The sequence below is a fragment of the Psychrobacillus sp. FSL H8-0483 genome, assembly GCF_038637725.1.
Classification (GTDB): Bacteria; Bacillota; Bacilli; order Bacillales_A; family Planococcaceae; genus Psychrobacillus.
The window spans coordinates 3162353-3175829 of record NZ_CP152052.1; the positions used below are offsets into that span (position 1 = coordinate 3162353).

The window sequence follows — 13477 nt, forward strand, 5'->3', positions numbered from 1 at the left end:
CAGAGTCTAAAAAAATGCAGGGGCTATCCAATTACGGATAACCCCTGCTTTCATTATTATTTTAAGTTATAGAATGTTTTTTTGCCTAGGTATTGAGCAGTTCCATATAATTGGTCTTCAATACGAAGTAATTGGTTGTATTTCGCTACACGGTCTGAACGAGAAGGTGCACCTGTTTTGATTTGGCCAGCGTTTGTTGCAACTGCGATGTCTGCAATTGTCACGTCTTCTGATTCACCAGAACGGTGAGAGATGACTGCTGTGTAACCAGCGCGTTTTGCCATTTCAATCGCATCAAAAGTTTCTGTTAATGTACCAATTTGGTTTACTTTAACAAGAATAGAGTTTCCAACACCTTGCTCAATTCCTTGTGCAAGTTTTTTCGTGTTTGTAACGAATAAATCGTCTCCAACTAACTGAACTTTATCTCCAACTTTTTCAGTAAGTAATTTATGACCAACCCAGTCATTTTCATCTAAGCCGTCTTCGATAGAGATAATTGGGTATTTCGAGCAAAGTTCTTCATACCAAGCAACCATTTCCTCTGAAGTTTTTACTACACCCTCACCAGATAAATGGTATTTTCCATCTTCTTTATTAAAGAATTCAGAAGCAGCACAGTCCATTGCTAAAAGTACTTCTTCCCCTGGTTTGTAGCCAGCTTTTTCAATTGCTGTCATAATCGTAGAAAGCGCTTCTTCGTTAGATTTTAAGTTTGGTGCGAATCCACCTTCATCTCCAACAGCTGTGTTTAAACCTGCTTCTTTTAATACTGCTTTCAAGCTATGGAAAATCTCTGCTCCCATACGTAATGCATGACGGAAAGATTCTGCTCCAACTGGCATAACCATGAACTCTTGGATATCTACATTGTTATCCGCATGTTCTCCACCATTTAAAATGTTCATCATAGGTACTGGTAGTTGCTTCGCATTAAATCCACCTAAATATTGATAGAGAGGAACATCTAAATAGTCTGCTGCTGCATGAGCAACTGCCATAGATACACCTAGAATTGCATTTGCCCCAAGATTTCCTTTGTTTTCTGTTCCATCTAATTCAATCATTGCATGATCAATTTCAACTTGATCTAATACTGAAAAGTTTTCTTCTAATTCTGCTGCGATAATGTTATTTACGTTTTCTACTGCTTTTAAAACACCTTTACCTAGGTATCTTGCTTTGTCACCATCACGGAGTTCTACTGCTTCATATTCACCAGTAGATGCACCAGATGGAACGATTGCACGACCAAATGCACCGCTTTCTGTAAATACCTCTACTTCTACTGTCGGGTTTCCACGTGAATCTAATACTTCACGAGCTTGAATTTGTGTAATAATTGGCATTTTTAACTCTCCGTTTCGATTAGTGTTTTACCTGTCATTTCAGGCGGTGTTTCTATCCCTAATAAGTGTAACATGGTTGGAGCCAAATCGGCTAAAATTCCGTCACTTCGTAGAGAAACATCTTTCTTCGTTACGATAACTGGAACAGGATTTGTCGTATGTGCCGTCATTGGCTGGCCTTCGAGTGTTGTCACTTCATCTGAGTTACCGTGGTCCGCCGTAATAATGGAATGACCACCTTTTGCTAAAATAGCATCGACTACTCTTCCTAAGCACTTATCTACTGCTTCTATTGCTTTCACAGTTGGTTCAAGCATCCCACTATGCCCTACCATATCTGGATTAGCGAAGTTTAAAATAATGGCATCGAAATGATCATTTGCAATTTCAGCTAGTAGTGCATCCGTTACTTCATATGCACTCATTTCAGGCTGTAAATCATATGTTGCTACCTTTGGAGAATTTATAAGTATTCTTTCTTCTCCAGGGAACTTTTCTTCCCTTCCACCGCTCATGAAAAACGTTACATGTGGATACTTTTCTGTTTCCGCAATGCGAAGCTGTGTTTTATCATTTTTTGCTAGCACTTCTCCAAGTGTGTTGTATAGATCATTTTTTTCAAATACCACATCAGATACAACATCATCACTATAGTGAGTAAACGTAACGAATTTCAAATTCGTTGGATGCTTATCACTTAGTGGAAGACTATCAAATGTTGGTGTGTTTAATGCCATCGACAATTGAATGGCACGGTCTGGACGGAAGTTAAAGAAGATGACTGCATCACCCGAGTCAATCGTTGCAATTGGCTTTGCATTTTCTTCCATAACGATTGGTAAAACAAATTCGTCTACAACATCTTCTGCATATGATTGTAAAATCCCAGCAGTAGCTGATTCTGCAGTTTTACCAATTCCATCAACAAGTGCTCGATACGTAAGATTTACGCGTTCCCAACGACGATCTCGGTCCATTGCATAATACCGTCCACTAATCGTAGCAAATCTTCCTACACCGATTTCTTTCATCTGCATTTCTGTTTCTTCCACATACCCAATTGCTGTACGCGGTCCAACGTCACGTCCGTCCAAGAAACCATGGACAAATACGTCTGCTAGTCCTTGAGCTTTCGCTAGCTTTAAAAGTGCAAATAAATGAGAATAGTGACTATGAACCCCTCCATCAGAGAGTAATCCCATTAAGTGAAGCTTTCCACCCGTTTGCTTCACATGTTCAATAGCAGAAAGAAGCTTAGGCTCCAAAAAGAATTTCTCTTCGCGAATGGACTTATGAATACGTGTTAAATTTTGATAAACGACTCTTCCAGCACCAATATTTAAATGACCAACTTCCGAGTTACCCATTTGTCCCTCTGGTAAGCCTACCGCTTCTCCTGAAGCAGTAAGTGATGCATTAGGGAAGTCTCTCCAATATCGATCAAAATTCGGCTTATGTGCAAGAGCCACAGCATTTCCATATGATTCATGACGCAATCCAAATCCGTCTAAAATGATTAAAGCTACTGGAGTTTTAGGCATTCTCTCCAGCCTCCAACAATTTTAAAAAGGAGTCAACTTGTAAGCTTGCTCCACCTACTAACGCACCATCGATATGTTCTTTTGAAAGCAATTCTTCAATATTTTCCGGTTTGACACTTCCGCCATACTGAATACGAACACTGCTCGCTACTTCCTCCCCAAAGCCATCTAGAATGGTTTCGCGGATAGCCTGGCATACATCATTTGCATCGTCCGCAGTTGCTGTTTTACCAGTACCGATTGCCCAAATTGGCTCATAAGCGACAATAGAATTTATCACTTGTTCTTCGGAAAGTCCTTCTAAAGCAGCCATTACTTGCGCAGATACGATGTTTTCTGTTTCATTTTGTTCGCGCTCTTCTAATGTCTCACCTACACAAATAATTGGAGTTAAATTATATTCAAATGCAGCTTTTACTTTATTATTCACAGAAGCATCTGTTTCATTGAAATATTGACGTCGTTCAGAGTGACCAATTACTACATAACTAACACCTAAGTCTTTTAATTGATGACCACTAACTTCACCTGTAAATGCTCCTTCTTTTTCCTCGTGCATCGTTTGAGCTCCGATGGAAATAAAAGAATCTTTTGTAACATGAACTAGTTGGTCTAAAAATAGAGCAGGTGCACAAATTACTGCTTCCACCTTGCTGCTATCTACTTGTTTTTCTTTTAATTGAAGCGCAAAATCTTTTGCCTCTGCAAGTGTTTTATACATTTTCCAATTTCCTGCAATTACTGGTTTACGCATATAAAATCTCCTCCATTACTTATCGTTTAATGCCGATACGCCTGGTAGGTCCTTCCCTTCCATAAACTCTAAAGAAGCTCCTCCACCAGTGGATATATGATCCATTTTATCCGCAACTTCAAATTTTTCAACAGCAGCTGCCGAATCCCCGCCACCGATAATTGTATATCCAGTAGTCTCTGCCATTGCATTCGCTACACCCTTTGTACCGTTTGCAAATGCATCCATTTCAAACACGCCCATTGGACCGTTCCAAATAATAAGTTTGCTGTTTTTAATCACATCCGCATATAAAGCAGCTGTTTTCGGTCCAATATCTAGTCCCATCCAGTCAGAAGGAATTTGATCGATATCTACCACTTTTGTGTTCGCATCTTTTGAAAACTCATCCGCTACAACTGCATCTACAGGTAAATAGAAAGAAACGCCTTTTGCTTTCGCTTTTTCAATAAAAGATTGAGCTAGCTCGATTTTATCCTCTTCTACAAGAGAGTTCCCAATGGTATGTCCTTGTGCTTTAGTGAAAGTGTAAGAGAGGCCTCCACCGATTAAAATATTATCCACTTTGTCTAATAAATGATCAATAACGCCGATTTTATCTTTTACTTTTGCCCCACCAATAATTGCAGTGAATGGTCGTTCTGGATTGGATAAAGCTTTTCCTAAAACATCTAGTTCTTTCTCCATTAATAATCCAGAAACAGCAGGCAATAATTTCGCAATCCCTTCCGTCGTCGCATGAGCGCGATGTGCGGCACCAAATGCATCATTCACATATACTTCTGCTAAGCGAGCAAATGCTTTAGCAAGCTCCGCATCATTTTTCTCTTCTCCAGCATGGAAGCGAACATTTTCTAGTAAAAGAATATCGCCATCTTTCATTTCAGATACAGTTTGTTCCACTGCTTCCCCAATTGATTCATCTAATTTTGTTACAGGCTTATTCAAAAGTTTTGCTAAATGTTCTCCCACTTGTGTCAAACGTAGTTCTTCTTTTACTTCACCTTTTGGACGTCCCATATGGCTAGCTAGGATCACTTTAGCACCTTGTTCGATTAAATAGTTAATCGTCGGTAGCGCTGCACGAATTCGTGTATCATCCGTGATTCCCCCGTCTTCCATTGGCACGTTAAAGTCTACACGACAAAACACGCGTTTCCCTTGTAAAGTAACATCTTTCATTGTTTGTTTTACCTTCATGAGATAAGCCTCCTTATGTACTAAAAAAATAAGGAGCAAAGGGGGTAAACCCTTGCTCCTTTTACCCTCTCCTATTATAGAGGTTATTTAACTTTCACGCTATTATAAAATCAAATACATTTCTTGATACACCGGTAAAATTACAGTCCTTTTTTCATCATAAGTAGCGCAAGGTCGATACAGCGTGCAGAGTATCCTGATTCATTGTCATACCATGCTAATACTTTTACCATGTTGTCTCCTAAAACCATTGTGGAAAGTCCATCAACAGTGGAAGATGCAGTGTTTCCATTATAGTCGATTGAAACAAGAGGAATTTCATTATAATCTAAGATTCCTTTTAATTCATTCTCAGAAGCTTGTTTTAACACAGCATTTAAATCTTCTACGGTTACGTCTTTTTCTAACTCAGCAACAAAGTCTACAATGGACACATTTGGTGTTGGAACGCGAACAGCCATACCATCTAATTTTCCTTTTAATTCTGGAAGTACTTTTGCTACAGCCGATGCTGCTCCAGTAGACGTTGGAATCATAGATTCCGCTGCTGCACGAGCTCGACGGTAGTCACTATGTGGTAAGTCTAAAATACGTTGATCATTTGTGTATGAGTGGATTGTAGTCATCATTCCACGTTTAATACCAAAGTTATCTTGTAATACTTTCGCTACAGGAGATAAACAGTTCGTTGTACAAGAAGCATTTGATATAACATGATTTGTTTCTGGATCATAATTGTCCGCATTTACACCCATAACAAAAGTAGGCATATCATCTTTAGCAGGTTGAGATAGAATTACTTTTTTAGCTCCAGCCTCAATATGCTTACTAGCTTTTTCAGTTGTGCTGAAAATTCCAGTAGATTCAATGACGATATCTATTTCTAGCTCTTTCCATGGAAGTGCAGAAGGGTCTTTTTCTGCGAATACACGAATGTTTTTCCCGTTTACGACTAAATATTCACCTTCAGATGAAACGTCTGCTTTTAATATGCCATGAACTGAATCATATTTTAATAAATGAGCAAGCATTGCAGCATCTGTTAAGTCGTTGATTGCTACTACTTCTAAATCTGTTTGTTCTAGAGCTTCTCTAAATACTTTACGTCCAATACGTCCAAATCCATTAATCGCTATTTTTACTGTCATTTTAATTTCCTCCTAATTGGTTTGTAATAATAGGTTTATCATTTTATTTGCCGCACCCTCATCCGTTACTAAAACGGTTTGTTCTGGTGCTTGTTTAAAGTAAGAAATTAGTGCTTTTGCTTTTTTTGCACCACCTGCTACTGCAAGGAGGTGATCTATATTTTTTAGTTGCTCTAACTGGACACCTATTGTTCTTATATGGTGAACAGCTTCTCCCTGACCGTTAAAATAATACCCAAAGGATTCGCTAACAGAACCTATTTCATTTAATCTCTCTATCTCTTCTTCGTTTGAATTTCTTCTTTTAGCCATCTGGAGAGCGTCTCCGATGCCGTGAATCACAATATTTGTTCGATTATATAAGTCCATCATTTCTTGAATAAATGGCTCTTTTTTCATTGTTCTATGTGCTTCTTCACTCAAACTATCCGGTATATACAATGTTCGATAAGAGCCATTCATTTTATTGGCAAACGAAGATGCAATTGTATTAGCTTGTAACTGGACATCTTTGCCTACACCACCTCTAGCGGCAATAAACAATAGATTCTTCCATTTCGTTGATTCAGGCACATAGTTAGAAATGGATGCGATAGTGGATCCGCCTGTTACAGCAATAATTTTGTCATCTGATAAGATACTTTCCAGATATTTTGCCGCCTCTTGAGATAAGAGCATAGAAGCGTTAGAGTTAGTATCTACATTTCCAGGTACAATTATCACTGCTTTTATATTTAAATGCTTTGAAAGGGTTTGTTCGAGTTGTAATCTTCCAGACCATTCTCGAACTACTTCTTTTAGTTCCAGTAGGACAGAATTACCTTCAGATGTGATGGATGCTCCATCTCTTGAAATCTCAATTAATCCTTGATTTCGCAAAGCATCTAATTCTTTTCGAGATTCTCTTTCAGACAAACCTAATTGTTCCCCAAGAACTCGACGTCCAATCCCCTTCGTCAATTGAATGGTTTGGAGTATGTGATACCTTTTTTGCAACAACTCACTCATTTCAGGCATAAGCTTGACTTGAGCATGGAGAAAAGAATCCATATTTCACTTCCTATCTCATTATGACGTTTTTGTCCCACATCGAACTAATTTGTCCCATCTGCTCAAAAAAAATAAAATTTCTAAAACAAGCATACAGTATAATATTCCGAATAGCAATATTTGTGTACTTTTTATCCATCTGCGAAGCAAGGAAAATTGCTGATGACACAACCTGGAGCATTATTTTAGGAAGTATTGAAAACTTGAAGTGTATCTTGCGATTTGGAGTGCCTATCTTGCGAGTCAGTGCTCCTATCTTGCGATTAAGTGCTCCTATCTTGCGATTAAGCGCTCCTATCTTGCGATTACGCTTCACTAACTTGCGATTCGCTGAAAATTTATAAAAACCAAAAAATCTGGAGCATTATTTGAGCAATGCGTCCAGAAGTGTTACGTAATCTATTTGACCGTATTGAATGATTTCATTTTCGAATTCGACGACAGGAATCATTAGCATATATTTTTCATGAAGCTCATCATCTTCTTCTATATTCACTTCATTTATTTCAAATGAAATATCTTCTTGTACAAGCTTTAGCATCAGTCTGGCATCCTCACATAAATGACAGCCTGGTCTAGTGTAGAAATGGACAATCATATTATCCCTCCCAAAAATCATTTGATACGTTTTTATTATAGTCTTATTGAAGAATAAAATCGTGTGTTATTTTGCACATAGACATATTAAGAGTAACCTATTATACAAATTTTTCCCTAAAAAGGTAAAATAAAAGCGATACTTTTTATTTATTCCTTCGTCTATAGCAATAAGGGGAGGTCAGAAGATGGAAATGGAACAGCTATATAAAGAGCACAGTGATAGAGTTTACAGCTATATATACTTTCTTGTCCGTCATAGAGAATGTGCCGAGGATCTTACACAAGAAACATTTTATAAAGCATATAAAGGGCTAGAATCCTTTCATAAGCAGGCTTCAACTGCCACCTGGCTATTAAAAATAGCACGTAATGTGACCTACGACTATTTTCGAAGAAAAAGAGTCATCCAATTTTTCTCCTTTGATAAAGAGCATGATGTAGAAACAAACGCACTATCACCAGAGAGCCGATTTGAACAAAAAGAGCAGCTTGCTAGGATGTATGAATCCTTAAGTAAGCTAAAAAAAGACTACCAGGAGGTCCTGCTCCTACGCAAGGTACAAGAGTGTTCGATTCAAGAAACAGCCTATATACTGGCCTGGACCGAGGCAAAAGTAAAGATGAAAATGACACGTGCACTTGAGGCGCTTAAAAAAGAGTTTCATCAGGAAGGAGGTCATGCAAATGGAACCATCAAAAGAATTTGATGAGCTTTTTGAGGAAATGAAAGATGTGGAGCGTTCAGATGAAGCAAGGCGTAATACTTGGTTAGCCTTAAAGGGGAGAATGGAAACAAAGAGAAAACGCAACATATTTCCTGCGTTTATTTCATTGGCAATAGTAGCAATTGCCTCCTTTCTATTCATTACTTTTTCTAATCCCTCTGAGACAGAGCAAACAGCTGAGCCACTTTCTAATGAAGAGGTGATAAGAGCAGTATTAGAGAGAGAATACAATGGGCCAGATATGGAATTTTTGGGCTTAATAAACGATTGGATGAACCTTCAAAGCAGAACGGAAGCGAAGAACCAAGAGGAGTATGATCAACTTCTAGAATCAAAGGAATACAAAGACTATATGAATTATTATCAAACCACTTTTGGTGAATACTTTACTGAGAACATGCTGACAAAAGCGATTAATTCAGTTTTGGTGTTCAAATATCACTATTACCTAGAGGATACAGATATAGAGATGCATTTAGAGAACGTGGACATTAAACAGGAGAAAGATCATCCGAATATTTATCGCCCAGTAATAGAGGTTTCCTTAACGAATAGCCAGGGACAGAAAATTTTTCATACATTTAGAGAAGAATTTATCTTTTCTAAATCAGAGCCCGGAAAAATAGGGAGATATAATGGAATAAGAGATCCTGAAGGCATTGAACTAAGCGAGAAAATAGAGAATTTCAGCGTATTTGTTGAAGGTGTAAAAACACCAACTATTCGAGAAACCGTTTCGTTCGACACGCTTTGCTACACTGGTAAGATTTACGAAAATGATAATACACAGAAAAATAGCAATGGTTGCACATCCAATAAAAATCAAATAAATTACATTTTGAAAACTTTTGACTATCTACCAATCAAAGAGGCAACAGAGCAAGAAAGCGGAGAGAGGGCAGGAGCTCTTCCTCAAATGGATAATTATCAAATTTATTTAACAAATGAGATAGATAAAGGAACTACATTATATACTATTACAGTATACAAGGATGGAGTGGTGATGTTCGCTCCTGGTTCTGATTTAGGAATTCTTGGCGATACGACTATAGAACCGAATGTTATGATTTATGAAATGATCAAGCTGACGCTAGATGAATTTGCTGAAAATTAATATTCAAAAAAATCAAGTGATTGTGGGATAGTATTTTGGTTTGGAGAAGCGACCGCTCAACTCCTGCGGGAAAGCGAGCGGTAAGCTTAGGAAAACCTTTTTAAACAATTATTGTCAGGTATTCGACCTTGTCGATAGTCTGAGCCCTATTAAGGGCGTTTTCCATTTTTGATTTACCATTTGCGTCCTGCTCCGCCGCCTCCGGAGCTACCGCCACCGAAGCCTCCGAAACCACCTCCAGAACCTTTTCCGCCTCCGCCTCCGAAGCCGCCAAAGCCACCTCCGAAACTACCTGGTCCAAACATTCTTGTACTAGAGCGTCTTCCTCTACCAGAACCACTACCGCCACCTCCGCCAGACATTACCGTATAAATAAGGTAAATCACAACGATAATCACAATGATAGTAGTAAACGAAAAACCTTCATCCGATGAAGCAGGCTCATTCGGTTCCACTAACTCTCCGTCCCAGCCATATTCTGTGGCAACTTCATTGTATAACACCTGGTATGTGGAAAGAACCGCATCATCGAAAGATCCTTGGTCCAAATACGGACGCGTATAGTCATCAAGAATTCGACCAATTTTTCCATCAGGCAATGCACCTTCTAAACCGTATCCAACTGTAATTGCTATATCACGATTCCCTTCTTTTGTAGGATCCGTTTCAATAACAAAAAGAACACCATTATTCTTTTCCGCGTCCCCAATACCAAATTCTCGAATGACATCTACACTAAATTGATTCACATCTTGCCCATTCAAGGAGTTAATAATCATTACGACAATTTCTGCTCCCGTAGCATTATCTAACTGGAGACCTAGCTCCTCTATTTGTTTTTTAGTTGACTGTGATAAATACCCTTCATAATCTTGTACATAAGACTCACCTGGAATAGGCATTGGTATATCAGATACAGCAACAGTCATTAATGGAAGAGAAAGAAATAAAAGTAGCGCAACTATAAGCATTCGCGCAACCTTCATCATTACTCTCCATCTCCTTCAAAATCAACTTTTGGAGCTTCTTTTGCAGCTGCATCTGCTTTAAAATATTCTTTTTCATCAAACCCGAAAATGGATGCAACAATACTGCCTGGTAATCGTTTTACTTTTTTATTGTAATCAGAAACAATGTTATTATAATCTTGTCTAGCGACCGTTAATCTATTTTCAGTACCTGCTAGCTCATCCATTAATTGTCGGAAGCTTGCATCCGCCTTTAAATCTGGATAGTTCTCTACAACCACTAATAATCGACTTAAAGCACCAGTTAATTCATCATTTGCTACTGCTTGTTCTTCCGGTGTACTTGCTCCCGCTAGTCTAGAACGAGCATCTGCTATATTGCCCAGCACTTCTTCTTCATGGGATGCAAATCCTTTTACGGTGTTAACTAAGTTCGGAATCAAGTCCAATCTGCGCTGTAATTGGTTTTCTACTTGTGCATATGCATTATTCACATTTTCTTCCCCATCTACAAAACCGTTATAGCTCGGTATTAATATAACAGCAAAAATTGCAATAATAACCACGATTATAACAATCGGCCCTAATAACTTTTTCATCTTATTCACCCCTGATTAAGTATAGTATGCATGTTCCTTTAATTGTAAAATGTAAAACCTACTAAGGTATACGAAAAAGTTATTAATCGGTTTCATATGAATACGATTAATAAACAAGTTGAGCTTTCCTAAATTCCAACATTAGATGTTTTCTAATGGGTTAAACAAGATAAACAAAAAAACACATAGGAATATGAATACAGCCATCTCTCTACGTGTTTTACATTTGAAATACTATTATTTCCACAATCCTAAAATTAATCCCATTATCATAAAAGTAACTACATGATATCCAGCATTAATCAAAAACAATTTCAATGATTTTCTTTCAAACAAATATGTTATTCCCATCGTTGTTGCGACCCAAAAGAGCCCGGCCATGAAGCCTGCTGTTGCACCCATCATCGCGTTTCTTTCTGGCCCTAAGAATAGAGCAAGCACAAAGGAAATGATTAAGGAAAATATAAATGAACCTCCAAAGATCTTCGCCATATTAGCATTCTTTAATTTTTCTTCATCAAAACCGTTTTCCTTCATCCAAGCCTTTGCAAATAAAACTGAATACCATAGACCTCCAATAACGAAAGCGGATAATCCTGCTGCTATAACTGCAAAAAAATTAATCGTCTCAAATGATTGCTGAAAATCCATTTCATTCTCCCCTTCTATCCATTCTATTTTTGATCGTTCTCTCTCTGCTCTGTTTCATTTTATTATAAGGTATTTAATACAAGTTGTATTGTAAAAAATGGACATTCTGGCATAGAAAGTTAGTCGCAGCTATTGCTTTTTTCGCATACACTACACGGTACTTTCCATTGATCAATAATTAATTAAACATTCATTTTGTTTAATATTAAAATTCTGTGGTAAGGATGAATAGACCGGATAATTAAATAATTTATGAGGTGAGGAATATGTGTCCTGGTGATCCTAACCATCTGTCTATCGAAGCAATCGATTCACTTGAACGAATACAAGTAATAAATAGTAAAAATATCAACATACATTATACAAAAAAGCACTCCGAACATCGAAGGATCCATGTTTGGAGTGCTTGAAAGAAAATATCCTATTTAATCTAAATACGCCCTCGAAGGGAATCGAACCCCTATCCCAAGAACCGGAATCTTGTGTCATATCCATTAAACTACGAGGGCAAGCGACTTATCTATTATACAAATCATTAGCAAATAATTCAAGCGAACATTTCAATGCTTAATATTTGACCTTCCTTGACCATAATGTGTATGATAAAGTTACAACTGAGGTAGTATTTCTCAGAAATAAAATTAATAAACCACCTTTGAAGGAGGCAAATCAGGATGAATTTAATTCCTACTGTTATTGAACAAACAAATCGTGGGGAACGTGCATATGACATTTACTCACGATTATTAAAAGACCGTATTATCATGCTTGGAAGTGGAATTGATGACAACGTTTCAAACTCCATCGTTGCCCAACTACTATTTTTAGAAGCTGAAGATCCAGAAAAAGATATTTCAATCTATATCAATAGTCCAGGTGGAAGCATTACAGCAGGTATGGCAATTTACGATACGATGCAATTCATCAAACCAGATGTGCAAACAATTTGTATCGGTATGGCTGCTTCTATGGGAGCATTCTTACTTACTGCAGGTACAAAAGGAAAACGCTACGCACTTCCAAACGCAGAAGTAATGATTCACCAACCACTTGGTGGAGCACAAGGGCAAGCAACAGAAATCGAAATTGCTGCTAAACGTATTTTATTCTTACGTGATAAATTAAATAATATTATGGCTGATCGTACTGGTCAACCGATTGAAGTCGTTTCAAGAGACACAGATCGCGATAACTTTATGACTGCTGAACGTGCAAAAGAATATGGTTTAATCGATCATATTATTGACCGTAGCGAAATGAAAAAATCATAATAATAATTGTACCCAAGGAAATTTACCTTTCCTTGGGTATTTTTGCGGAAAATGCCTTAAATATTTACCACTTCGTTGATGGAAGCGGCAGGCGGCGACTCCTGCGGGATGAGTGAGACAGATAAGCCATCACAAACGAGCGTGAGCGTCGGTGATGGGTTATCGCTCACCCCACGGAAAGCGTCCGCCTATAGCGGAAATCAACTATACTTTATCCGTATAAAATATATATTCCTTTAGTATTGTTCGTGTTTTTTCATGTAAATTGGAATGATGAAATCGATTCAACAAATGGAATTAAATGGCTTAGCGAGACCATTCCTATATAAACGAGACCAATTAATGCGGTTCCGCAACCATTTGCCTTGTATCCGAGACCAAATGATGCTCAACCGAGACCATTTCATTTCTAAGATGAAGAAACCAAAGGAAGTGACGGACGTTTTTTCAAATTCTATGTACGCTAAATTCAATAGTCCATACTTTTTAACTAACTACGAAAAAAAA

General features: G+C 37.8%; 13 protein-coding genes and 1 tRNA gene. 3 read left to right on the plus strand and 11 right to left on the minus strand.

The window, feature by feature from the left end:
* Positions 1-56 precede the first annotated feature (56 nt).
* The 7 genes from eno to MHB48_RS15310 all read right to left on the minus strand — a co-directional run bounded on the left by eno (position 57) and on the right by MHB48_RS15310 (position 7640).
* Positions 57-1349 (minus strand): phosphopyruvate hydratase, encoded by a 1293-nt coding sequence (gene eno / locus MHB48_RS15280; RefSeq protein WP_342598815.1) that lies wholly within the window; start codon positions 1347-1349, stop codon positions 57-59.
* Positions 1350-1351: 2 nt separating this feature from the next.
* Positions 1352-2890, minus strand: a complete 1539-nt coding sequence (gene gpmI / locus MHB48_RS15285; protein WP_342598816.1) for a 2,3-bisphosphoglycerate-independent phosphoglycerate mutase — start codon at positions 2888-2890, stop codon at positions 1352-1354.
* On the minus strand, positions 2883-3644 hold the full coding sequence (tpiA, locus tag MHB48_RS15290) for a triose-phosphate isomerase (protein WP_342598817.1): 762 nt from the start codon (positions 3642-3644) through the stop codon (positions 2883-2885). The genes gpmI and tpiA overlap by 8 nt, the downstream gene beginning before the upstream one ends.
* A 15-nt stretch (positions 3645-3659) precedes the next feature.
* Complete coding sequence (locus MHB48_RS15295; RefSeq protein ID WP_340922796.1) at positions 3660-4844, minus strand: phosphoglycerate kinase; 1185 nt, start codon at positions 4842-4844, stop codon at positions 3660-3662.
* Positions 4845-4984: 140 nt separating this feature from the next.
* A complete protein-coding gene (gene gap, locus MHB48_RS15300; protein WP_342598818.1) occupies positions 4985-5992 on the minus strand; it encodes a type I glyceraldehyde-3-phosphate dehydrogenase in 1008 nt (335 codons plus the stop codon).
* A 12-nt stretch (positions 5993-6004) separates the two neighbouring features.
* Complete coding sequence (locus tag MHB48_RS15305) at positions 6005-7042, minus strand: sugar-binding domain-containing protein (RefSeq protein ID WP_342598819.1); 1038 nt, start codon at positions 7040-7042, stop codon at positions 6005-6007.
* Positions 7043-7406: 364 nt separating this feature from the next.
* Entirely contained in the window at positions 7407-7640 is a 234-nt protein-coding gene (locus MHB48_RS15310; protein ID WP_342598820.1) for a glutaredoxin family protein, read from the minus strand.
* Between the two features lie 187 nt (positions 7641-7827).
* On the opposite strand from MHB48_RS15310, the gene MHB48_RS15315 reads away from it, so the two are divergent.
* Together MHB48_RS15315 and MHB48_RS15320 are read left to right on the plus strand one after the other, a co-directional pair.
* Positions 7828-8349: a sigma-70 family RNA polymerase sigma factor gene (locus MHB48_RS15315; RefSeq protein ID WP_342598821.1), complete on the plus strand. Its 522-nt coding sequence runs from the start codon at positions 7828-7830 to the stop codon at positions 8347-8349.
* Positions 8327-9481, plus strand: coding sequence for a hypothetical protein (locus MHB48_RS15320; RefSeq protein WP_342598822.1), 1155 nt, complete (start codon positions 8327-8329; stop codon positions 9479-9481). Before MHB48_RS15315 ends, MHB48_RS15320 begins: the two co-directional genes overlap by 23 nt.
* A 173-nt stretch (positions 9482-9654) precedes the next feature.
* Here the strand turns inward: MHB48_RS15320 and MHB48_RS15325 are convergent, their stop codons facing one another.
* The 4 genes from MHB48_RS15325 to MHB48_RS15340 form a co-directional block, all read right to left on the minus strand.
* Positions 9655-10470, minus strand: a complete 816-nt coding sequence (locus MHB48_RS15325; protein WP_342598823.1) for a TPM domain-containing protein — start codon at positions 10468-10470, stop codon at positions 9655-9657.
* Positions 10470-11048: a LemA family protein gene (locus MHB48_RS15330; protein WP_342598824.1), complete on the minus strand. Its 579-nt coding sequence runs from the start codon at positions 11046-11048 to the stop codon at positions 10470-10472. The genes MHB48_RS15325 and MHB48_RS15330 overlap by 1 nt, the downstream gene beginning before the upstream one ends.
* A gap of 237 nt (positions 11049-11285) precedes the next feature.
* Positions 11286-11699, minus strand: coding sequence for a DUF1761 domain-containing protein (locus MHB48_RS15335; protein WP_342598825.1), 414 nt, complete (start codon positions 11697-11699; stop codon positions 11286-11288).
* A gap of 437 nt (positions 11700-12136) precedes the next feature.
* A tRNA-Arg gene (locus tag MHB48_RS15340) sits at positions 12137-12208 on the minus strand.
* Between the two features lie 165 nt (positions 12209-12373).
* Between MHB48_RS15340 and clpP the strand changes: the two genes are divergently transcribed.
* Positions 12374-12970 carry an ATP-dependent Clp endopeptidase proteolytic subunit ClpP gene (gene clpP, locus MHB48_RS15345; protein ID WP_340922813.1) on the plus strand — a complete coding sequence of 199 codons (597 nt, stop codon included), beginning with the start codon at positions 12374-12376 and terminating at the stop codon, positions 12968-12970.
* Positions 12971-13477 lie beyond the last annotated feature (507 nt).

Excerpts from the sequence above, each read along its gene's own strand:
- MHB48_RS15325 (WP_342598823.1), bottom strand. The coding sequence starts at position 10,470 with ATGATGAAGGTTGCGCGAATGCTTATAGTTGCGCTACTTTTATTTCTT.
- gap (WP_342598818.1), bottom strand. The coding sequence starts at position 5,992 with ATGACAGTAAAAATAGCGATTAATGGATTTGGACGTATTGGACGTAAA.
- MHB48_RS15320 (WP_342598822.1), top strand. The coding sequence starts at position 8,327 with ATGGAACCATCAAAAGAATTTGATGAGCTTTTTGAGGAAATGAAAGAT.
- MHB48_RS15315 (WP_342598821.1), top strand. The coding sequence starts at position 7,828 with ATGGAAATGGAACAGCTATATAAAGAGCACAGTGATAGAGTTTACAGC.
- MHB48_RS15295 (WP_340922796.1), bottom strand. The coding sequence starts at position 4,844 with ATGAAGGTAAAACAAACAATGAAAGATGTTACTTTACAAGGGAAACGC.
- gpmI (WP_342598816.1), bottom strand. The coding sequence starts at position 2,890 with ATGCCTAAAACTCCAGTAGCTTTAATCATTTTAGACGGATTTGGATTG.
- MHB48_RS15310 (WP_342598820.1), bottom strand. The coding sequence starts at position 7,640 with ATGATTGTCCATTTCTACACTAGACCAGGCTGTCATTTATGTGAGGAT.
- MHB48_RS15335 (WP_342598825.1), bottom strand. The coding sequence starts at position 11,699 with ATGGATTTTCAGCAATCATTTGAGACGATTAATTTTTTTGCAGTTATA.
- MHB48_RS15305 (WP_342598819.1), bottom strand. The coding sequence starts at position 7,042 with ATGGATTCTTTTCTCCATGCTCAAGTCAAGCTTATGCCTGAAATGAGT.
- eno (WP_342598815.1), bottom strand. The coding sequence starts at position 1,349 with ATGCCAATTATTACACAAATTCAAGCTCGTGAAGTATTAGATTCACGT.
- MHB48_RS15330 (WP_342598824.1), bottom strand. The coding sequence starts at position 11,048 with ATGAAAAAGTTATTAGGGCCGATTGTTATAATCGTGGTTATTATTGCA.
- tpiA (WP_342598817.1), bottom strand. The coding sequence starts at position 3,644 with ATGCGTAAACCAGTAATTGCAGGAAATTGGAAAATGTATAAAACACTT.
- clpP (WP_340922813.1), top strand. The coding sequence starts at position 12,374 with ATGAATTTAATTCCTACTGTTATTGAACAAACAAATCGTGGGGAACGT.